General features: G+C 70.2%; 21 protein-coding genes. 13 read left to right on the forward strand and 8 right to left on the reverse strand.

The genetic code is table 11. The features are described 5' to 3' along the window. Positions 1-124: 124 nt before the first annotated feature. Together ACIBK1_RS24675 and ACIBK1_RS24680 are read left to right on the forward strand one after the other, a co-directional pair. A complete protein-coding gene (locus ACIBK1_RS24675) occupies positions 125-466 on the forward strand; it encodes a VOC family protein (protein WP_396737960.1) in 342 nt (113 codons plus the stop codon). 106 nt (positions 467-572) lie between these two features. Then, positions 573-815, forward strand: a complete 243-nt coding sequence (locus ACIBK1_RS24680) for a YciI family protein (protein ID WP_030511812.1) — start codon at positions 573-575, stop codon at positions 813-815. An 18-nt stretch (positions 816-833) separates the two neighbouring features. Here the strand turns inward: ACIBK1_RS24680 and ACIBK1_RS24685 are convergent, their stop codons facing one another. From ACIBK1_RS24685 to ACIBK1_RS24705, 5 genes are all read right to left on the reverse strand, one after another. Beyond that, positions 834-1,460, reverse strand: a complete 627-nt coding sequence (locus ACIBK1_RS24685) for a Uma2 family endonuclease (RefSeq protein ID WP_030511813.1) — start codon at positions 1,458-1,460, stop codon at positions 834-836. A gap of 78 nt (positions 1,461-1,538) precedes the next feature. Next, on the reverse strand, positions 1,539-3,869 hold the full coding sequence (locus ACIBK1_RS24690; RefSeq protein ID WP_396737964.1) for a hypothetical protein: 2,331 nt from the start codon (positions 3,867-3,869) through the stop codon (positions 1,539-1,541). A 156-nt stretch (positions 3,870-4,025) separates the two neighbouring features. Next, positions 4,026-5,153, reverse strand: a complete 1,128-nt coding sequence (locus ACIBK1_RS24695) for a thiolase C-terminal domain-containing protein (protein ID WP_030511815.1) — start codon at positions 5,151-5,153, stop codon at positions 4,026-4,028. Then, a complete protein-coding gene (locus ACIBK1_RS24700) occupies positions 5,150-5,572 on the reverse strand; it encodes a Zn-ribbon domain-containing OB-fold protein (protein WP_030511816.1) in 423 nt (140 codons plus the stop codon). The genes ACIBK1_RS24695 and ACIBK1_RS24700 overlap by 4 nt, the downstream gene beginning before the upstream one ends. 75 nt (positions 5,573-5,647) lie before the next feature. Next, positions 5,648-6,160 carry a VOC family protein gene (locus ACIBK1_RS24705; protein WP_051762634.1) on the reverse strand — a complete coding sequence of 171 codons (513 nt, stop codon included), beginning with the start codon at positions 6,158-6,160 and terminating at the stop codon, positions 5,648-5,650. A 178-nt stretch (positions 6,161-6,338) separates the two neighbouring features. On the opposite strand from ACIBK1_RS24705, the gene ACIBK1_RS24710 reads away from it, so the two are divergent. Continuing rightward, positions 6,339-7,661 (forward strand): MFS transporter, encoded by a 1,323-nt coding sequence (locus ACIBK1_RS24710; RefSeq protein ID WP_396737968.1) that lies wholly within the window; start codon positions 6,339-6,341, stop codon positions 7,659-7,661. A 3-nt stretch (positions 7,662-7,664) separates the two neighbouring features. Here ACIBK1_RS24710 and ACIBK1_RS24715 read toward each other — a convergent pair whose 3' ends face one another. Further along, on the reverse strand, positions 7,665-8,300 hold the full coding sequence (locus ACIBK1_RS24715) for a TetR/AcrR family transcriptional regulator (protein ID WP_030511819.1): 636 nt from the start codon (positions 8,298-8,300) through the stop codon (positions 7,665-7,667). 74 nt (positions 8,301-8,374) lie between these two features. On the opposite strand from ACIBK1_RS24715, the gene ACIBK1_RS24720 reads away from it, so the two are divergent. From ACIBK1_RS24720 to ACIBK1_RS24745, 6 genes are all read left to right on the forward strand, one after another. Beyond that, positions 8,375-9,361 carry a daunorubicin resistance protein DrrA family ABC transporter ATP-binding protein gene (locus tag ACIBK1_RS24720; RefSeq protein WP_030511820.1) on the forward strand — a complete coding sequence of 329 codons (987 nt, stop codon included), beginning with the start codon at positions 8,375-8,377 and terminating at the stop codon, positions 9,359-9,361. After that, a complete protein-coding gene (locus tag ACIBK1_RS24725) occupies positions 9,358-10,212 on the forward strand; it encodes an ABC transporter permease (RefSeq protein ID WP_030511821.1) in 855 nt (284 codons plus the stop codon). Before ACIBK1_RS24720 ends, ACIBK1_RS24725 begins: the two co-directional genes overlap by 4 nt. Positions 10,213-10,380: 168 nt before the next feature. Then, complete coding sequence (locus ACIBK1_RS24730) at positions 10,381-11,493, forward strand: polyprenyl synthetase family protein (RefSeq protein WP_081903983.1); 1,113 nt, start codon at positions 10,381-10,383, stop codon at positions 11,491-11,493. 230 nt (positions 11,494-11,723) lie between these two features. Beyond that, positions 11,724-13,097, forward strand: coding sequence for a family 2B encapsulin nanocompartment shell protein (locus ACIBK1_RS24735; protein ID WP_357319741.1), 1,374 nt, complete (start codon positions 11,724-11,726; stop codon positions 13,095-13,097). Then, entirely contained in the window at positions 13,097-15,388 is a 2,292-nt protein-coding gene (locus tag ACIBK1_RS24740) for a terpene synthase family protein (RefSeq protein WP_396737972.1), read from the forward strand. Before ACIBK1_RS24735 ends, ACIBK1_RS24740 begins: the two co-directional genes overlap by 1 nt. After that, the gene (locus ACIBK1_RS24745) at positions 15,385-16,716 is read left to right on the forward strand and encodes a family 2B encapsulin nanocompartment shell protein (protein ID WP_396737975.1); all 1,332 of its coding nucleotides are present in this window, start codon (positions 15,385-15,387) and stop codon (positions 16,714-16,716) included. The genes ACIBK1_RS24740 and ACIBK1_RS24745 overlap by 4 nt, the downstream gene beginning before the upstream one ends. A 57-nt stretch (positions 16,717-16,773) precedes the next feature. On the opposite strand, the gene ACIBK1_RS24750 is transcribed toward ACIBK1_RS24745, so the two are convergent. Continuing rightward, a complete protein-coding gene (locus ACIBK1_RS24750; protein ID WP_396737978.1) occupies positions 16,774-17,538 on the reverse strand; it encodes an SDR family NAD(P)-dependent oxidoreductase in 765 nt (254 codons plus the stop codon). 53 nt (positions 17,539-17,591) lie between these two features. Here ACIBK1_RS24750 and ACIBK1_RS24755 point away from each other — a divergent pair, with 53 nt between their 5' ends. The 4 genes from ACIBK1_RS24755 (at position 17,592) to ACIBK1_RS24770 (ending at position 20,443) form a co-directional block, all read left to right on the forward strand. Beyond that, positions 17,592-17,936: an ArsR/SmtB family transcription factor gene (locus ACIBK1_RS24755; protein WP_030512490.1), complete on the forward strand. Its 345-nt coding sequence runs from the start codon at positions 17,592-17,594 to the stop codon at positions 17,934-17,936. Positions 17,937-18,018: 82 nt separating this feature from the next. Then, positions 18,019-18,816, forward strand: a complete 798-nt coding sequence (locus tag ACIBK1_RS24760) for an IclR family transcriptional regulator (RefSeq protein ID WP_396737981.1) — start codon at positions 18,019-18,021, stop codon at positions 18,814-18,816. Positions 18,817-18,942: 126 nt separating this feature from the next. Beyond that, entirely contained in the window at positions 18,943-19,494 is a 552-nt protein-coding gene (locus ACIBK1_RS24765; protein ID WP_396737984.1) for a hypothetical protein, read from the forward strand. A gap of 94 nt (positions 19,495-19,588) precedes the next feature. Next, positions 19,589-20,443, forward strand: a complete 855-nt coding sequence (locus tag ACIBK1_RS24770; protein WP_396737987.1) for a sulfotransferase family protein — start codon at positions 19,589-19,591, stop codon at positions 20,441-20,443. Positions 20,444-20,481: 38 nt separating this feature from the next. Here the strand turns inward: ACIBK1_RS24770 and ACIBK1_RS24775 are convergent, their stop codons facing one another. Continuing rightward, positions 20,482-21,069 (reverse strand): TetR family transcriptional regulator, encoded by a 588-nt coding sequence (locus tag ACIBK1_RS24775; protein ID WP_030512486.1) that lies wholly within the window; start codon positions 21,067-21,069, stop codon positions 20,482-20,484. Positions 21,070-21,100 lie beyond the last annotated feature (31 nt).

Consider the following 21,100-nt stretch of genomic DNA (forward strand, 5'->3'; position numbering starts at 1 on the left):
GCGTGCATCGGCTCTCCGCAGTGGCTGCAGCGTGGGTCGACGTGGGCGATCTGGCCGCAGGCATGGTGACGGTAGAGGACGGGAGGCGTTCTTCGTCGGCCTCGGTCTGGAGGCCGATCCGAAGATGGCCGTCGAAGGCGAGTTCCTGGACACGGTGATCGGCATGACCGGCGCCCGCACCGAGATCGTCATGCTGCGAGCGCCCGGCGGAGGCACGACGCTGGAGCTGTCGAGCTTCACGCGGCCGGACCACCTCCCGGGTTCGGCTGCCGCGCCGGCCAACGAGCTGGGCCTGCGCAACGTCGCCTTCGAGGTGCACGACCTTCACGCCGCGGTCGAGCACGCCGCCGCCGGCGGCTACGGCCTGGTGGGAGGCGTCGGCGAATACGAAGGCGTGTGGCGGATGGCCTACGTCCGCGGGCCCGAAGGAATCATCGTCTCGCTGGCCGAGCGCATCGAGAAGTAGGGAGACGTCATGAGCACGAGCGTGACCGACGAACAGATCCGGGTTCTGGCCGCGACCGCGAAGCCCTACAGCCTGGCGCTCCTTTCGTGGGGGGCCGGAGCGGACCATGGACGGCGCTGACGCGATCGAGCTCGAACATCAGCGGCGTATGGTGTCGCTGCGCGCCGAGGGGGTGATCGCGATCCTGTGCCCGGTCGCCTCCGACGTCGTGGCCGGCGTCGCAATCATGACCGTGCCGGCCGAGGAAGCCGCGGAGATCATGGCCGGGGACCCCTGCGTTCGAGCCGGGATGATGCGCTGCGAGGTTCACCCGTGCCACGGCTTCCCCGGAGACGCCCTCCCCGTATGAGCATGCCGCCGAACGGGTTCAGAACTGTAGTTCGGCCCAGTCGACGGTGAGGGGGATCGGGTTGCTCACGACGGGAGCCTCCCCGGGCTCGTCCTTCATGAGGGTGCCGATGTGCTTGTAGAGCATCGCCGCCCGGTCCAGCCGATAGCGTTCGATCGCGGATACGCCGGTGCCGTCGATACGGACGATCCAGTAGTGCGGGATGCCGGCCTTGGCATACTCGCCGAGCTTGTCGGTCGTGTCCTGGGTCTCCGATCCCGGAGACACGATCTCCACGACAAGCAGCGCGTGCTCGGCGCGCAGACGCTCGCCCCGCTCTCGGTCGAGGCACCGGTAGAGCGCGACGTCGGGCCTGCGGTTGAGCAACGGCACGTCCCTCAGCCGCAGATCCACGTCGTTGTTGACGGTGAGGCACTCATGCCCCTTGCCCATGGCGGCGCGGGCATGTCGCTCCAGCAGGTTCGCCAGTCGCCTGCCGGCGGTCTGGTGATCAGGCGTGGGAGCCGCGCAGTAGACCACGTAGCCGTCGACGATCTCGATGGCCTTGGCGATCTCCTCGGGGAGCGCGTCGTACTCCTCCGCGGTGACGCGGTCGGGTTGAGGGCGAATGCTGAGAAGCCAACTGTCATCCGGCAGAGCTGTCATCCAGCGTCTCCTCGTCACTGTCCACTCGACGGAGCCAAGCCTACGGTCTGACGTGCCGAAGCGCCGCCGACGGAGCTGTCAGGGAGTCGGAGACGGCTGCACTCCGAAGGGGCCGCCACGGGGTCGGTGGGCATTCCCTCCGGCCTCGTTGTCCCAGCTGTCCAGACCCCAGGCCGAGCGCGCTTCACTCGTCAGTCTCCACGCCAACTCCGTGTTCGTGCCGAGGGCCGAGCGAGCGGACGCCAGCCTGTCGAACAGGCACTGCCCGTGTGAGTCGTCAGCGGCGGATCTCACCCGGTCCTCGTCAAGGTGCTCGTTGAACACGTCTTCCAACGTCATCGACAGATACAAGAAGGCGATCAATTCTCGGCGCAGGAGATCCGCTTCCGAATCGGGCTTCCGCTGATTTTTGGGCGGTGCGGCCCGGACGTCATGGAGCAGGTCGGACAGCTCCTTCTCGGCGTAATATCCGACCTTGACCCTGTGGAGCACGTGAAGCAGCGCAGTGTCGTTCCTGATCGCCTCGATCTGGCTCAATACTCCCGTTTTCCGCCGGACGTCGTCTCTGACCATGTGCCTCACGATCGAATCGAACTCGTCGGGCTTCCCGCGTTCCGTGGCCGATCGGATGACGTGCCGAGCCGAACGAATAAGGTCGCGGGCCAACCCGCCGGAGAGTGCATGGCACAGCGCCACGTACGGCTCCGACAGACCGATCACCCGCCTGTAGAGCATGCGCCGTGACTCCCGATAGCTGAGCAGCTCCACTCGCAGAATCTCGTCGAAAGAGCTGTCGAAAGCGTCGCGAAGACGTATGCCCCTGCGTTCGAACGCCGTCAACGCGTCATCGGACACGGTTATGAGGAAGTAAACCCCGGGAACCCCGAAGATGCTTTTGATCTCGTTGAGGAACTTCTCCCCCTGACCGGCGGAGGCGATCTTGTCGAGTTCGTCTATGCCGATCAAGACACGGCCTCCCTGCTCCCGTGCGTGTGCGGACGTCATGCTCGCGAACACGCGGAACAGGCGAACGATCTCGGGATATCCCGGGGGTTGCTCCGCCCGGGAGACGCCGCGCGATCTCTGCCCGTCGAGACCCAGGCCCAGCTTCGTCCCGAGGCTCGCCTTCAGGGTCCCGGACCAGGATTCGGTGTGCGTCTGGAGATATCTGATCCGGGCGAGATTGCGTAGCGCGGCCCTCCGCAACCGGCGGTCCGCGCGGAGCCTCCACCACCGGGCCAAGAAATCGAGCCCGCAGGTGACGTAGAAGAACAGCAGAGCGGAGCCCCCGGCGACTATCGCCATGGCCGACAGCCCCTGTAGCGGAGGCGATCCGGAATAATTGTGCAGCCCGAACCAGACCATGCCGCCGAATATCGCGTTCACAGGGATGCTCACCACGAACAGCCCGATCAGATACCCCAGTGAAAGCGAGCCTGCGCCTCGCCGTCTCCGCTTGACCTTGACGACGACGGACCGGCATAGTGCCGCGAACACGTGAAGCACGAAATCGCGAGCCAGGTAGTCAACGGGCGCCGACACCAGGCAGCAGACGTCCGCGGAGGAGGCGTTCCTTCGAGGGGCGCAGTAGAGCCGCAGCAACGACGACTTCCCCGACCCGCGCGGACCGGCTAGGCCGATGCTTCCGCCGGTGAGCTGGCGGATGAGCTCGCCCACTTCCCGTTCGACGGGCGTCGGGACGTAATACAGCGTGCTGTGCAGATCCCCGAGGCCGGGACTGGCCTTGACGGCGAAACGCCGGCTCAGCCTGTCTTCGCGCGCCTGGTTCAACGCCAGACGGAGAGTGGGAACGACCAGGTCGCGCTCGACGATGGTGGACAGAAGCGCTTCCCGTTCCGAGATGTAGACCTTGCGATGCCACTTGCCGGTGACGACGAACAGGAATCGCTGCCCGGCCATCGTCTTGCGTACGCGCAGATGAACCGCGGCGAGTGCGGCGGCCAGCAGCATCAGGCCGCCGACGAACCGGAGTTCGCCGAGGACGTCGAACAGGCCGCCTGCCAGCAGGCCGATCAGCAGAATCGCGCTACCCGCGATGCCTCCATACGCGGCCACCCGGGGCAGAACGCGGTTCCACATGTCGTCCGCGGCGTCCCGCCTGGCGGTGCTGAGAGCCGCTTGATAGTCACCGAGTGCTCTGCAAAACCGGTCGTACTCGTCCGGGGCTTCACATGGAATCTGCTCGAGCATGCCGGAGGCGATCTCGAACAGCTGATCTTCCTCGGTGCCCACGTCTGCCATCGAGTTTCGGATTTCCTCCTGGATCAGCTCCCTCTCCAGGAGCCGCCGGAGTCTCGGCCGGAGCGCTCTGTCCGGAGGAATCTCTTCTTCTCCGAGAATGTCATCGATCGCATCGAGGAAATCTTCGAGCCGCCGCTGAATGCTCATCTGCTGCTCCTGTGCCTTCCGGGCTCCCCGGAAGGTTCGGCCGGCTGGACGTCAACGCCCCGACATGTAGTCGCCGGGCGAGCGTCGGCCATTACAGCGGCGTACGCCGCCGTCGGCCCTCCGGCAGCGGAGGAGGGCCGACAGGGCCGGGCGGGGTCAGGGGCGGTGGCCGGCCAGGACGAGCGTGGCGGCGGAGGCGAACATGCCGCCGTTGCCGAGGACGACGCTGACTTCGACGTCGGGCACCTGGGCGGCGGCCTCGCCGCGCAGTTGCCGTACGGACTCCTGGATGGCGAACATCCCGTACATGCCGGTGTGGGTGTAGGAGAGCCCGCCGCCGTTGGTGTTGAGCGGCAGGCGGCCGCCGGGGGAGGTGTGGCCCTCCGCGATGAACGGCCCTGCCTCGCCGCGCTTGACGAAGCCGAGGTCCTCCAGCCCGTAGATGGGCACGTGCGCGAAGGCGTCGTAGATCATCAGGTGGTCCACGTCGTCGTGCGAGATGCCCGCCTCGGCGAAGGCGGCCTCGCCGGAGCGCCGGAAGGCGGCCGAGGTGGTGAAGTCCTCCATCTGGGAGATGATCGGCGACTCGGCCGACTCGCCGGAGCCGAGCAGGTGGACCGGCGACCTGCGGGCGCGCTCCTCGGTCGTCACGATCAGCGCGCCGCCTCCGTCGGTGACGAGGCAGCACTCCAGCAGGTGGAAGGGGTAGGCGACCATCCGGGACGCGAGCACGTCCTCGACGGTGATCAGGTCCTGGTACATGGCCCGGGGGTTGCGGTGCGCCCATCGGCGCTGCGCGACGGCGACCTCCGCGAGCTGCTCGTGCGTGAGCCCGGTCTCCTTCATGTAGCGCAGTGCCGTCAGCGTGAACATGGTGGGCGGGCCGAGCACGCCGTACGGCAGCTCGAACTGGCCGATCAGCGAGTCGGGGCCGAGGGCCGGCCGGGGCGCGCCGACCCGCGACCGCCCGGACTCGCCGTGCGTGATGAGCACGGTGGTGCACATCCCGGCCCGGATGGCCGCCGCGGCGTGCCGCACGTGGAAGAGGAAGGACGAGCCGCCCACCCCGGTGCCGTCGAGCCAGGCCGGAGCGATCCCGAGCGCGTGGGCGATCTGGATCGGGCCGGGCACGCCGACGGTGGCGACGCCGTCGATGTCGTCCTTGGTCATCCCCGCGTCGGCGAGCGCGTTGCGCGCGGCCTGGAGGTGGAGCTGCGCGGTGGACATGTGGGGCAGCTTGCCGAGCTCGTCGGTCTCGGCCGCGCCCGCGATGACGATGTTCATCGGTTGGGACCCCCAGCGGGCTCGAAGAGGGGAACGTGCACGTCGCCGCGCTGCTCGAACACCACGCGCAGCTCCATGTCCAGGGGTAGGTTCTCCGGCGTGATCTCGACGCCCACGATGTTCGTCATCATGCGCACGCCCTCCTCCAGCTCCACGACCGCGATCGCGTACGGCCCCTCCTGCTCGAAGCCGGGAGCCGGGCGATGGCTGATCACGTACGAGTAGAGGGTCGCCCTGCCGCCGGAGGTCACCCATATGACGTCGTCCGAGCCGCAGTGCGGGCAGGCGGGCCGTGGATAGAAGTAGTGCCGCGAACAGGCGCTGCAGCGCTGGATCCGCAGGAGTCCCTCCGCCGTGCCGTCCCAGAACGGCTGGGTCTCCGGCGTCGGCTTCGGGACGGGTTTGTGCGATGCGGTCATCGTTCTCCTCCGAGGCGGAGTAAGTCTTAGAGTCGAATTCTAGAACTCCAATCTAGAGATGGCGAGGGTCCGTTGTCACGGGCTCGGGACGCCGTTGCCGCGCCGGCCTCGACCGGCCAGCAGATCGTCGAGGGACGGCACCGGCTCGGGAGCGCGCGGCCCCGGCTGGGCGAGCTGGACCAGGACCCCGTGCGCCTCCTTCGGGTGGAGGAAGACCTCGCGCCAGCGGGGTTCGGCGAGGTTGAGGCCGAACAGCCGATATCCGCGCTCGCGCAGCGCCGCCACGGCGGCCTCGATGTCGGTGACATGGAAGTTGAGGTGGTGGACCCCGCCTCTGCCGCGCGTGAGGTCGAAGAAGCTGTCGAAGAACGAGGACCCGGCCAGCGGCTCCATCAGCTCGATCTTGCTCCCGTTGGCGTAGCTGAGCTGGAGCGTCCGGTAGCCGTTCACCACGTTGTCGCCACCGCCGAGGTAGACGCCTCCCAGTAGGTCGCGGTAGATCGGCAGCAGGTCCCGGATGCGCGGCGCGGCGACGGCCGTGTGGTCGAAGGCCGCGTCCAGCCCGGCCAGCTCCTCGGCGATGTCCACCTCGTCCTCCTTCGATCGAAATCCTAGAATCTCATTCTAGTCATTCCGTGCCGAAGAAACACATGCTCACAGCCCCTTGACTCTGGGCGTGAGGAGGCGCAGCATTCGTGGAAATGAATTCTAGAGCTTGCTTCTAGAACTCATCGCTGGGACGGGGGACGACGAGAAAGGCGTGTCTATGGGCCTGTCCTACGTACGCGAGCTCGACGAGTACCCCACGGGTGCGCGTCGCATGAAGATCCTCACGATGGCCGTGCTGGCCGTCCTCATCGGCTCCTATGAGGCGCAGATCGCCCCCGTGGTCCCGCTGCTCCTGAAGGACCTCGACATCTCCCTCGCGACGTACGGTGCGGTGTCCGGGGCGGCGGCGGTCGCGGGGGCCGTCGCGTCGGCGCTCGGCGGCAGGCTCACCGACCGGATCGGCAGGGTGCGCCTGCTGGTCCCGCTGATGCTGCTGACCGCCGTGTGCTGCTTCGCCATGACGCTCGTCCACAGCTCAAGGGACCTGCTGATCGCCAGGATCGTGCTGGCCTTCGTCGACGGAGTGGCGATGGCGAGCACCGCGCCGCTGGTCCGCGACTTCTCGCCGCGCCTCGGCAGGGCCCAGGCGTTCGGCTTCTGGACCTGGGGCCCGGTGGGGGCCAACTTCCTCGCCGCCGCCGTCGCGGGTTGGACACTGCCGATCTTCGACGACTCCTGGCGGTCGCAGTTCGTCATCATGGGCTGCTTCTCGCTGGTCATCTCGATCGTCATCGCCTTCAACATCGCCGACCTGTCGCCCGAGCTGCGCGCGCAGATCCAGCACACCGAGCGCAAGGCCGCCGACGTCGTCGACCTGACCAGGCCGGCCAGGGTCTCCTCGCTGTTCGTGCGGCCCAACATCTGGGCCCACGTGGTCGGCATCTCGCTGTGGCTGGTGCTCTACATCACGCTCACGCTCTTCGGGCAGACCATGCTGGTCGGCGCCCTGGGCATCACGGCCGCCGAGGCGTCCACGATCATGGCGTGCTTCTGGAGCCTCAACCTGATCACGCTGATCGTCGCCGGCCGCGTCTCCGACCGCACCCAGCTGCGCAAGCCGATCACGCTCGTCGGCACCGTCGCGGCCGTGCTGGTCACCGCCTACCTGGCGTACATCCTCGGCGGCGAAGGCGTGTCCAGCGGCATGCTCATGATCGTCGGCGCGCTGCTCGGCGGCTCGCTCGGCGTGGCGTACGCCCCCTGGATGGCCAACTACTCCGAGGACGCCGAGGACGTCGACCCCCGGCTGCAGGGTACGGCATGGGGCCTGTTCGGCTTCCTCACCAAGGCGATCGCCGTGGTCGGCCTGCTGGTCATCCCGCACGTGGTCGAGGCCACGAGCTGGCAGACCTGGCTGGTGGTCTCGCTGGTGTGCCTGGCGCTGTTCGCGCCCGCCGTCCTCCTGTTCCACGGCCCCTGGCGGCGCGAGCGCGCCGCGACCGTGGACGGCCAGGAGGCCAGGGTCGCGGTGGCCGAATAGCGGTCAGGCCTGCGGGTAGCCGCCGAGGCCCTTGCCGAGCAGGCCGAAGACCCGTTCGACGTCCGCGCGGTGGGCGCGCCCGATCTCCTCGTCGGGCCCGCCCTCGCGGACCCGCTGCCGCAGCCGCCGGTAGAGCGCCCGCTGCGCGCCGACCAGCGTCGAGGCGACGATGCGGGGCAGCGGGTCGCCGGGCTCCGCGCCCGCCTCGGCCGCCAGCGCGTCGGCGAGCACCCGGGTGATCCGCTCGTTGACCTCGTGCATCTTCCGCTCCAAGGAGGGGTTGCCGCTGACGAGGTCGAAGAAGCTGCGCGGATGGACGAGGTCGCGCCGCATGCCCGGGATGAACCTGGTCTGCGCCAGGCACATCGCGCGGAAGGAGTCGAGGATGGAGAACCCGGCCGGGCGGTCGGTGACCGCCGCCAGCGACATGGCCTCCCGGTCCTCGGCCCGGTAGAAGACCAGGTCCTCCTTGGTCGGGAAGTGGTTGAACACCGTCTTCTTCGACACCTGCGCGGCCGCCGCGATCTCGTCCACGGTGACCTCGTCGAACCCCCGGGCCCGGAAGAGCGCGTTCGCGGTGTCGGCGATGAGCTGCCGGGTCTGGTTCTTCTTCAGCTCCCGCAGTCCGCCCGCTCTCATGGGCACAGCGTATCGGCCTTCCTTGGTTACACCTGGTGTACTGTTACACCAAGTGTAATTGATGGGGAGGCGGGATGACGCATCCGGCGGTGGAAACCACCGGCCTGGCCAAGCATTACGGCGACGTCGAGGCCGTACGCGGCATCGACCTGACCGTGCACAGAGGGGAGATCTTCGGCTTCCTCGGCCCGAACGGCGCCGGGAAGTCCACGACGATCAGCATGCTCTGCACCCTGACCACGCCCACGGCCGGCGCGGCGCGCGTGGCGGGCTACGACGTGGTGCACGAACGCGACAGCGTGCGGCGTTCCATCGGGCTGGTGTTCCAGGACCCGACGCTCGACGGCTATCTGACGGCGGAGCGCAACCTGCGTTTCCACGCCGAGCTGTACGGCGTGCCTCGCGCGGACGTCGGTCCGCGGCTGCGCGGAGTGCTCGAGATGGTGGGGCTGTGGGACAGGCGCGCGGCCAAGGTCGCGACGTTCTCGGGCGGCATGAGGCGGCGACTGGAGATCGCCCGCGGCCTGCTGCACTCGCCGCGGGTGCTGTTCCTCGACGAGCCCACCGTCGGCCTGGACCCGCAGACCAGGAGCTCCATCTGGTCCTACATCCGGGAGTTGAAGGAGGCCGAGGACATCACGGTCTTCCTGACCACGCACTACATGGACGAGGCCGAGCACTGCGACCGCATCGCCATCATGGACGGCGGCCGGATCATCGCGCTCGACACCCCCACCGCGCTGAAGGCCGGCGTCGGCAAGGACCGCGTCCAGATCCAGACCGACGACGGCGCGGCGGCCGTCGCCGTCCTGGACGAGCGGTTCGGCATCAAGGCCGTCGCGTCCCGCGACGTCGTCGTGTTCCAGGTGGAGGAGGGGGAGCGGTTCGTGCCGGAGCTGTTCTCCCGCTCGGGGCTGTCGATCCGGTCCGTCAGCGTGGCCAGGCCCAGCCTGGACGACGTCTTCATGTCCTACACCGGCCGGTCGATCCGCGACGCGGAGTCGTCCGGCGGCGCGCGCGGCCCGGCCGCGCTCGCCGCGGCGCGAGGAGGCCGGCGATGACGCTGCCCATCACGGCGGTCCGGGTGCCGGGGCGCAGCGCGATGAGCGAGCTGCGCGCCGTCAAGGTGGTCTGGCAGCGCGAGATCATCCGCTTCTTCAACGGCCCGCTGCGCATCCTCACCTCTCTCGTGCAGCCGTTCCTGTTCCTGTTCGTCCTCGGCACCGGCCTGTCCCAGCTCACCTCGGGCGGCACCGGCGGGCTCGGCCTGCGGACCTTCCTCTATCCGGGCATCCTCGCCATGGCCGTCCTGTTCACCGCGATGTCCTCGGCCGCCTCGATCGTCTGGGACCGGGAGTTCGGCTTCCTGCGCGAGATGCTGGTCGCGCCGGTGTCCCGGGGGTCCATCGTCCTCGGCAAATGCCTGGGCGGGGCCACCGTCGCGGCCTTCCAGGGCCTCGTCGTCATCTGCATCGCGGGTCCCGTGGGCGTGCCGTACGCGCCGGGGCTGATGCTCGGCGTGTTCGGCATCCAGGTGCTGCTGGCCTTCACCATCACGGCCTTCGGGGTCGCGATGTCGGTGCGGGTCAAGCAGATGCAGTCGTTCATGGCGCTCAACCAGTTGCTGATCATGCCGTTGTACTTCATGTCGGGCGCGATGTTCCCCGCCTCGAACCTGCCCGTGTGGCTGACCGCGCTCAACCGGATCGACCCCCTCTCGTACGCCGTGGACCCCATCAGGCGGCTCGTCTTCGCGCACCTGGACCTGACGCCCGCCGTACGGGCCCGGCTCGCGCCGGGGCTGACGTGGGGCGGGTGGCACGTGCCCATCGCCGTCGAGGTGGCCGTCCTCGCCGTCCTCGGGCTCGCCCTGCTCGCGACCGCGATCGCCCAATTCGGTCGGGCCGACTGAGCGCAACGGCCGGCCGGGCCGGCTGAGCGGCACGGCCGGCAGGGCCGGCAAGCAGCACGGCACGGCTCGGCGGGAAGTTCCGACTATCGGAACGACCGGTTCTACTTTGCGTGTTCATTAAGTAACTTTCCGCAAGGGATACCGGCTCGCCGAGCGAGGAGGCCGTGCATGACCGCGGACACCGTGGACACGTCTGTCAAAGGGATCACCGGCGTCGGTGACACCGGCGGCGTCGCCGCCGTCACGAGCGCCGTCCGGGGACGGGTCGACGAGCTGCTGGCCGGTTTCCTCGACGCCCGGCGTCCCCCGGTCGGCGATCCGGACGTCGCCGAGGGCTACCGGCTGCTGCGCGAGTTCGTGGTCGAGGGCGGCAAGCGCATCAGGCCGCTGCTGTGCTACTGGGGCTGGCGGGGCGCGGGCGGCGATGAGCCGCACGAGGACCGGGCCGTCATCACCGGCGCGGCGCTGGAGCTCTATCACGCCGGTCTGCTCATCCACGACGACGTCATGGACGGCAGCGAGCTGCGCCGCGGGCGCCCGACCATCCACAGGGGGCTCGCCGGGACTCCGCGGTGGGAGGGGGCGGAGGCCTTCGGCCAGTCCGCGGCCATCCTGCTCGGCGTGCTCGCGCAGGCGTGGGCGGACGAACTGCTCGCGGACGCCGCCGCCGGCGATGTGCGGGGGCGGGCGGCGCGCGAGCTGTTCAACCGGATGCGCACGGAGGTCGTCACCGGGCAGTACCTCGACATCCTGGCGCACGCCCGCGCCGACGCGGACGTCGAACAGGCCCTGACGGTCATTCGCTACAAGACGGCCCGCTACACCGTGGAGCGCCCGCTGCAGATCGGTGCGGCCCTCGCCGGAGCCCCGCCCGCCCTGCTGGAGGCGTACTCCCGGTTCGGCCTGCCGCTCGGAGAGGCGTTCCAGCTGCGCGACGACGTCCTCGGCGTCTTCGGCGACCCCGCCGTCACCGGCAAGCCGGTCCTCGACGACCTGCGCGAGGGGAAGCGGACCGTGCTCATGGCGTACGCGTACGCGCGGGCGCGAGGGCCGGAACGGGACCTGCTGCGGACCTGGCACGGCAGCCCCGACCTGGACGAACGCCGGGCGGCCGAGCTCCGGCGGATCATCGTGGACACCGGCGCCCTCGGCGAGGTCGAGGACCTCATCGCCCTGCGGGCCGGGCAGGCGCTCGACGCGCTGCGCCACTGCGCGATCGCGCCGGAGGCGGCGCAGGCGCTCACGGTGCTCACCGAGCGGCTGACCCGTCGCGTCCGGTGAGGCGCGCGACCGGCAGACCGCCTCTTTCTTGACTCCCGCCGCCGGAACCGCTCCGGCCGCCTCCGCGCGGCCGTACGGGCGGCCGGCGATGCGGTGTGGCCCTGCCCAGGCCGGCAGGACCCTGATCTCTGCTCCCCCCTCCGCCGCTCGGCGACGAGCGTGTCCAGTCACCGAACAACCGGCCGCCGTGCCGATCACAGATGGGGTGATGTGCTGTGACCGAAAACACCATGCCGACCGACAACCGGTTGAGCCTCAGCACCAGGGCCGCGCGCAACCTGGCCACCACGACCAAGACGCCGCCGCAGATGCAGGAGATCACCTCCCGGCATCTGCTGCGCGTGCTGCCCTGGGTCGAGGCGGTGGGCGGCGCCTACCGGGTCAACCGGCGGCTGACCTACCAGATGGCCGACGGGCGGGTGACGTTCGTCTCGACCGGGGCGGACGTGCGGGTCATCTCCGCCGAGCTGTGCGAGCTTCCCGCCCTGCACGGCTTCGGCGACGCCGACGTGCTCGCCGCCATGGCCGACCTGTTCATCCAGCGGGAGTACGAGGCCGGCCAGGTCATCGCGCGGGCCGGCACCCCGATGGACGAGGTCGTGCTCCTCGCCCACGGCAAGGTCGACAGGCTCGGCGAGGGGGCGTACGGCAACGAGACGCGCCTCGGGGTGCTGGCCGACGGCGAGTACGTCGGCGAGCAGATGCTGGTGAACGCGGACGCGCGGTGGGAGTGGACGGTCAAGACCGTGACGCCGTGCACCGTGCTCGCGCTCGGCCGGGAGGAGTTCGAACGGCTGCTCACCCTGTCGGACGGCCTGCGTGAGCACGTGCAGGCCTACCGGGAGGACCCGGACCGGCCGGTGAACCGGTATGGGGAGGCGGAGATCGCTCTGGCGGCGGGGCATGTGGGTGAGGCGACGCTGCCGGGGACGTTCGTGGACTACGAGCTGGGGCCGCGTGAGTACGAGCTGAGTGTGGCGCAGACGATTTTGCGGGTGCACTCGCGGGTGGCGGATCTGTACAACGAGCCGATGAACCAGACCGAGCAGCAGTTGCGGCTGACGATCGAGGCGTTGCGGGAGCGTCAGGAGCACGAGCTGGTCAACAACCGCGACTTCGGCCTGCTGCACAACGCCGACCTCAAGCACCGCATCCACACCCGTTCCGGCCCGCCCACCCCCGACGACCTCGACGAGCTGCTCGCCACGGTCTGGAAGAACCCGAACGTCATGTTCGCCCACCCCAAGGCGATCGCGGCCTTCGCCCGCCAGTGCAACGCCCGGGGCATCTACCCGCAGACGGTGGAGTTCAACGGCCAGAAGGCGCCGGCCTGGCGCGGGGTGCCGATGCTGCCGTGCAGCAAGATCCCGGTCAACGACAAGGGCATCAGCTCGATCATGGTCATGCGCCTGGGGGAGAAGGACCAGGGCGTGGTCGGCCTGCGCCGCACCGGGCTGGTGGACGAGTACGAGCCCGGCCTGTCGGTGCGCTTCATGGGCATCGACGACAAGGCGATCATCTCCTACCTGGTCACCACCTACTACTCGGCGGCCGTCCTGGTGCCCGACGCCCTCGCCATCCTGGAGAGCGTCGAGGTCCTCTGATGTCCTCCTACCGGCTGCCGGACTTCTACCTCCCGTATCCGCCCCGGCTGAACCCGCATGTGGAGACCGCCCGGGCGCACACGCGGGGGTGGGCGGCGGACATGGGCATGCTCGACGACCCGGACATCTGGACCGAGGAGTCGCTCGAAGCGATGGACTACGGCCTGATGTGCGCCTACACCCATCCCGACTGCTCCGCCCCCGAACTGGACCTGGTCACGGACTGGTACGTGTGGGTCTTCTACTTCGACGACCACTTCCTGGAGACGTTCAAACGCAGCAGGGACCTGGACGGCGCCCAGGACTACCTGGACCGGCTCGACGCGTTCATGACGGACGACCCGCCCGAGCCGGCCAACCCCGTGGAGCGGGGCCTGGCCGACCTGTGGCCCCGGACCGTGCCCGCCATGTCGCAGGCGTGGCGGCGCCGGTTCGTCCGGGTCACCCGCGACCTGCTGCAGGAGTCGATGTGGGAGCTGTTCCACATCGAGCGCGAGGCCGTCTCCAACCCGATCGAGTACATCGAGGAACGCAGGAAGGTCGGCGGCGCCCCGTGGTCGGCCGCGCTGGTGGAGCACGCGGCCGGCGCGGAGTTGCCGGCCCGGCTGGCGGAGTCCCGGCCGATCCGGGTGCTGACGGAGTCGTTCGCCGACGCCGTGCACCTGCGCAACGACCTGTTCTCCTATGAGCGCGAGGTGCTGAAGGAGGGTGAGCTGTCCAACTGCGTCCTGGTCTGCGAGCGTTTCTTCGGCTGCGAGACCGCTCGGGCCGTGGAGATCACCAACGACCTGCTCACCTCCCGGCTGCACCAGTTCGAGCACGCCGCGCTGACCGAGCTGCCGGCGCTGTTCGCCGACGAAGGGGTCCTGCCGCCCGAGCAGGCGCTGGTCCTGAGCTACGTCAAGGGACTGCAGGACTGGCAGGCGGGAGGACACGCCTGGCACACCGCCTCCAGCCGATACACCAAGACGGCAGGAGGAAGCGGGTTCCTCGGGATGAACGTGGCCCGCGCCCACGTCACGGGCGCGGGCGGCCTGCGCAACCACACCCACCGGCCCTTCTCGGAGGCGGCGGTGCGGCTGCCGGAGCCGTACATGCCGTTCGAGGTGCGCGACAACCCGCACCTGGACGCGGCGCGCGCGGCGGACGTCGAATGGTGCGCCGCCATGGGCTTCTTCGACGGGGTCCCCGGCATCCCGGCGACCGCCGTGTGGAGCGAGCCGCAACTCGTCGGCTTCGACCTCGCCCTGTGCGCGTCCGGCATCAACCCGGACGCCACGGCCGACGAACTGGTCCTGGCCACCAACTGGCTGGCCTGGGGGACGTACGGCGACGACTACTATCCCCGGGTCTACGGGGCGGCGCGCGACCTGGTGGGCGCGAAGCTCGGCAACCGGCGGCTCAAGGAGTTCATGCCGCTGGACCTCGTCCCGCGCCTGGCTCCGATGACGGGGCTGGAACGCGGGCTGGCCGACCTGTGGCCGCGCACGGCAGGGCCGCTGCCCGAGGGCTCCCGCAGGGCCTTCCGCGTCGCCGTCGAGGAGATGATCGACAGCTGGGTGTGGGAGCTGGCCAACCAGGCCCAGCACCGCGTGCCCGATCCGGTCGACTACATCGAGATGCGGCGCAGGACGTTCGGCTCGCAGATGACGATGAGCCTGGCCAGGCTGGCGCCGGGCCGGGTCATCCCCACTGAGATCCACCGGACCCGCGAGTTCCTCGGCATGACCGACGCCGCGCAGGACTACGCGTGCCTGCTGAACGACCTGTTCTCCTACCGGAAGGAGGTCCAGTTCGAGGGGGAGCTGCACAACGCCGTCGTGGTGCTCGGCACCTTCCTCGACCACGCGCCCGACGAGGCGGTGACCGTGGTGGACGCGCTGATGACCAGCCGGATGAGACAGTTCGAGCACATCACCACCGTCGACCTGCCCGCCCTGCTCGACCGCATCGAGGCGGGGGAGACCGTGCGGGAGTCGGTCGGGGGATACGTGTCCGACCTGCGCAACTGGATGGCGGCGATCCTGCGCTGGCACCGGCGGTCCCGGCGCTACTTCGAGGAGGAGCTGCGCAGGGGGCCGGCGGCCCGGTGGTCCCAGGGCCCGACGGGCCTCGGCACGGCCACCGCACGCATCCTCTCCCTGGCGCCGCAGGCACACAGGGCGCCGGCGCTCGCGGCGCCGTCGGCTCACGGGGCGCCGTCGGTCACGGCGTCGTCCGTGACGGCGCCCGCTCTCACGCGGTCTGACCTCGCGGCGCCTGCTCATCCGCTTCCGGCGGGGGCGCTATGACCGCGTCGCGCCTGACCCTGAGCACGGCCGCCGCGCGCAACCTGGCGACCACCACCAAGACGCCGCCGCAGATGCTGGAGATCACCCCTCGGCACCTGCTGCGGGTGCTCCCGTGGACCGAGGTCCAGGGCGGCGTCTACCGGGTCAACCGCCGGCTCACCTGCACGGTGGGGGACGGGCGGGTGAGCTTCGTCTCCACCGGGGCGCGGGTGCGGGTCATCCCGGCCGAGCTGGGCGAACTGCCGTCCCTGCACGGCTACGGCGACCTCGACATCCTCGGGGCGCTGGCGGACCGGTTCGTCCAGCACGACCTTGGCCCGGGCGAGCCGGTGCCGCCGGGACAGGTCGTGCTCGTCGCCCACGGCAAGATCGCACGCGTCGGCCCCGGACCGTACGGCGGCGAGGCCCTGCTCCAGGTCCTGGCCGACGGCGACCACCTGGGAGACCTGATCGGCGCGGCGGCCGCGCCCGCCAGGGCCCTCACCTCCTGCATTCTCCTCGTCCTCGACCGGTCGGCGCTGGACAACCTGACCGCGCTCTCGGGCGGCCTGCGCGAACATCTCGCCCGTCCTCCCGCCGCACGGCCGGTGAACCGGTATGGGGAGGCGGAGATCGCTCTGGCGGCGGGGCATGTGGGTGAGGCGACGCTGCCGGGGACGTTCGTGGACTACGAGCTGGGGCCGCGTGAGTACGAGCTGAGTGTGGCGCAGACGATTTTGCGGGTGCACTCGCGGGTGGCGGATCTGTACAACGAGCCGATGAACCAGACCGAGCAGCAGTTGCGGCTGACGATCGAGGCGTTGCGGGAGCGTCAGGAGCACGAGCTGGTCAACAACCGCGACTTCGGCCTGCTGCACAACGCCGACCTCAAGCACCGCATCCACACCCGTTCCGGCCCGCCCACCCCCGACGACCTCGACGAGCTGCTCGCCCGCCGGCGCAGTTCGCACTACTTCCTCGCCCATCCCCGGGCCATAGCCGCCTTCGGACGGCAGTGCACCCGGCGCGGGCTGTATCCGGACGTCACCGAGGTGAACGGGGCGACGGTCATGGCGTGGCGCGGGGTGCCGATCCTGCCCTGCGACAAGATCCCGATCAGCGAGGGCGGGCTCAGCTCGATCATGGTGATGCGCACCGGGGCCGACAAACAGGGGGTCGTCGGCCTGCGCCGCACCGGGCTGACGGACGAGTACGAGCCCGGCCTGTCGGTGCGCTTCATGGGCGTCGACGACAAGGCGATCATCTCCTACCTGGTCACCACCTACTACTCGGCGGCCGTCCTGGTCCCCGACGCTCTCGGCGTACTGGAGAGCGTCGAGGTGAACTGAGAAACGCTTGCGGCCGGGGCGCTCCCCGAGAGCCCCGGCCGCAGGCGGCCCCTCGGCTCAGGCCAGCTCAAGACCGCCGTCCAGGGTGAGGACCTGGCCGGTGAGCCAGGTCGCGGCCGGATCGGCGAGGTGCAGGATCCACTCGGCAACCTCTCCGGGCTCACCACGCCTGCCAAGGGGGATGCGGCGGGCCTCGTCCTGCTTGGTCTGCTCGACGACGGCCGCGGGAAGACCGGCGGCGGTGAGTGCCTCACTCTCGGTCGGTCCGGGGGCCAGGGCGTTGACCCGGATGCCGTCCCCGGCGAGCTCCAGCGCCCAACTGCGGGTGAGCTGCTCGATCGCGGCTTTCGACGCGGCGTAATGCGCCGCGCCGGGCAGCGGGCGGTGGCCGTACGTGCTCGAGATGTTGACGATCGACCCGCGTGTTTCGCGCAGGTGGGGCAGCACCGCCCGGGCGAGCAGGCTGGGCGCGGTGACGTTGAGGTCGAACAGGTCGGTGACGCGCGCCGCCGTCGTTTCGGCCAGCGGCATGACCGCGGTCGCGCCGGCGTTGTTGACCAGCACGTCCACCCGGCCCCAGCGGCCGGCGGCCGCACGCGCGATCGTCTCGGGCGCATCCGCGGCACGCAGGTCCGCGGCGAGCACGTCGATGCCCGGATGCTGCCGGGCGGTCTCCTCGAGGGCGTGTGCGCGGCGGCCCACCCCGAGGACCCGCGCTCCCGCCCGGGCGAAGGCGAGGGCGGCGGCGCGTCCGATGCCCGAGCCCGCACCGGTGACGACGACGACCCGGCCGGCGAAGCGGCCGTCAGCGTGTCCAGTCAACGCGACTCCCGTGTTCGATGTTCGATGAACAACGAACAAGCTACCATTGGCCCATGAAGCAGGCGCACCACCCCGAACTGGACGAGATCTCGCTCACCGCGGTCATGGCGGCGCTGAGCGATCCGATCCGGGTCGGCCTGGTCCGGCTGCTGGCCGACGGCCGGGAGCGTGGATGGGGGGAGCTGCGGGCCCCCGTCGCCAAGTCGACGCTCAGCCATCACCTGCGGGTCCTGCGCGACGCCGGGATCACGCGCACCCGTCAGGAGGGCACCCGCTGCTTCGTCGTGCTCCGCCGCGACGACCTGGAGACCCGCTTCCCCGGCCTGCTCGCCCCCGTGCTGGCCGCGGCCGAATGCGACGGGGTCGGCCGCCAGGTCGAGCTGGCGGCCTCGGCGTAGCAACCGCGTTCTCCCCTCATGCGCGGCGCGGCGCGGCTAAGGTGACCGCTGGCCGATCAAGATGTGCTTCGAGCGTCGCGGGGTGGGGTTGTTCGTACCGTTGGATCGCGCCCGCCGAGCGGAGGCGGCCTCCGCCCTGGGCAGCCTGGAACGCGGGATGGAGATCCTCCTGTGCCTGGCCGCCGGCATGCGGCCGATGAACCTGACCCAGGTGCACAGGTCCACCGGGTTCTCCAAGACCACCACTCATCGCCTGCTCGGGACCCTGCAGCGGCGGGGCCTGGTCACGCGTACGGGCGGCGACTACACGGTCGGCGGACGCCTCGTCGACCTCGTGGCGCCGCGCGGCTGGGCGGTCCAGGGCCGTCGCCTGCCCGGCTCACGCAGGGCGGTCCTGCCGCATCTGCTCCAGCTCTACGAGGTGACCCGGCAGACGGTCAACCTGGCCGTGCCGGACGGGTCCGAGGTCGCGTACGTCGAGCGGTTGTACGGGCACAACCGGGTGAAGTCGCCGTCGGACGGCGTCGACCGGGCGCCGCTGCACTGCACGGCCACGGGCAAGGTGCTGCTCGCCTACGACGCCGGTCTGCGCGCCGCGTTCCTCGCCGCTCCGGCCCCGCGCCGGATGACCGGCCGTACGGTGACCGCGCCGGTCGCGCTGGAACGCGAGCTCGCGGCCGTCCGCGGCGAGGGCGTGGGGTACGCGCGGGAGGAGTTCGCCGAGGGGGTGTGCTGCGTCGCCGCGCCCGTCTTCGGCCCGGACGGCGGGGTGTGCATGGCCGTCGCGGTCGCCGCGCCGGTGGGGGCGGCGGCGCTGCCGCGCCTGGGCGCGGCCGTGCGCAGAACCGCCCACCAGATCACCGGCGCCCTCCTCCTGTGATCCCCGCTTGCGGGATTGGGGCCGCAGGGCTCGGGGAAGGCTCGATCGAGCCGAGCGGCGGGACCTGGGCCGCTCCGGCCGCCGGCGCCGCGGACCGGCGTAGCCGTCGTGGTCTCGGGGAGAGTCATGCGTCGAGAACCGTACGCGTCCCGCCTGATCGGCCGGGCCGGTCTCCTCGCCGTGTCGGTGACCGTGCTGCTCACGGCGTGCGGGACGCAGGAGCCGCAGACGCGGCCGGGACCTGCGGCCGCGGGCGGCCCGGTGTCCACCACGATCCCCGCGGACACGGATTCCACGGCCACGGTTTCCGCAGCGCCCTCGCCCAGCCCCTCGGTCGTCGCGGCCTCGGACCACCCGGACGCGTGCCGGAACGCCGACTGCGAGGTGGCGGTCCGCCAGGGAGACCGGTTGCGGCTCGACCGGAAGACCGGCCTCGACGCGATCACGATCGCCTCACTCGACCAGGGCGTTTTGCGGCTGCGCTTCGAGGCGGGCGCGGGCGCCTTCCACGTCGAGGGCATGAACACCGGCGTCAGCCAGAGCTGCGTCAACGGCCGCTGCCGGACGGAGGGCGGGCTGACGCTGGCGATGGGACGGCCCGGCAGAATCGGCGACATCCTCCTGCGGCTCGCGAGCGTGGCGCCCGACCACGCGGTGCTGGTCCTGTCGCCGGCGTGACCGTGACCGGCGCGCCCGGCTCGGCTGTCCCGACTTCGGAAATCCCCAGCCTCCGTTAACCGCGAGGCCACCACGCCTCCCTACGGTCGCGGCCATGGCATGGAAGAGCAGGGTCAACGCCGCCGTCGAAGGGATGACCGGTTACGTCATCACGCGAGCCCGGCCACGGGCCATACCCGCCGCGGAGCCGAGAGACGAGCCACGCCCGCCCGCGGATCCGGCCGCCGACCGCCTGCTGCGCGCACCCGTCTTCGTGCTCTCACCGGTCAGGTCCGGCTCGACGCTCCTGCGCGTGCTGCTGAACAGCCACAGCAGGATCCACGCGCCGCACGAACTGCACGTCCGGCGGGTCGCCGTGACCCTCACCACCGATCCCGTACGGCAGGCCATGGAGGCGGCCGGCCACCGTACGAGCGACATCGAGCACATCCTGTGGGACCGCCTGCTGCACCGGGAGCTGGTCCGGAGCGGCAAGCAGGTCCTGGTGGACAAGACACCAAGCAACGTCTTCGCCTACCGCCGCATCACGACGTGCTGGCCGGATGCCCGGTTCGTCTTCCTCCTGCGCCACCCCGCGTCGATCGCCAGGTCGTGGCACGAGGCGGATCCGCGGGCGCGGCCGATGGACGAGGCCGTACAGCACACGCTGCAGTACATGCGCCACCTGGAGGAGGCCAGGCGGCGTCACGACGGCATCGACGTCCGCTACGAGCGGCTCGTCGACGACACCGAAGGCGAGCTGCGGCGACTGTGCGCCTGGCTCGGCGTGGAGTACGAGCCCGGGATGGTCCGGTACGGCGACAAGGACCACGGCGACTTCGTGAAGGGCATCGGCGACTGGCGCGACAAGATCCGGAGCGGGCGGGTCCAGCCGGGCCGTCCGCTGCCCGCCCCGGAGGAGGTGCCGGAGGCCCTGCGCGAGATCGCGGCCGCCTGGCGCTACCTGTGATTCCCGATCACCAGCGGAAACAGTGAATGCGATTGGCGTCACTTGGGCGCAACCGCGCGCCGAACACATTCGTGGAGCAGGGTGCGGCGCCGTTCGTGTACGTCTGAGGGCTCCTGGGCAGTCGCCGCATAGACGTTGCTGACCGGTGACCAGGCCATGGACATGGCGATGACCAGGGCCATCACGTCGAACGGGTCTCCCTGGCGCACTCGCCCAGCGGCTTGGGCTTCGGCGATGGCACGCAGCTTGTGATCGTCGAGGCGATCGTGGTCCTCCACGAGGTGGCCGGTTGGCCGGCGCTCCAGTCGCGCCCAAGTGGCCAGCCGGATGAGGTCGGGGCGGCGGAGATACTCGTCGTAGAGGCGTACGGCCCAGTCCGCGAGGTCGGCGGCGTCGATCGGGACGACGTTCACGATCCGCTCCAGCGAGCCGAAGAAGATCGTGTCGAAGAGCTTGTCCTTGTTGCCGAAGTAGGCGTAGAGCTGGGCCTTGTTGGTGCGCGCGGCGGACACGATCCGCTCGATGCGTGCCCCGGCGATGCCATGCTCGGCGAACTCCCGGGTAGCCACGTCGAGAATGCGCTGGTAGGTCGCGGCTCCGCGCGAGGTCACGGGTTGGTCCACCATGCCGCGACGCTACCAGACAGAACGGTTGGTT

Source organism: Microbispora rosea (assembly GCF_044460045.1).
GTDB lineage: Bacteria > Actinomycetota > Actinomycetes > Streptosporangiales > Streptosporangiaceae > Microbispora > Microbispora rosea.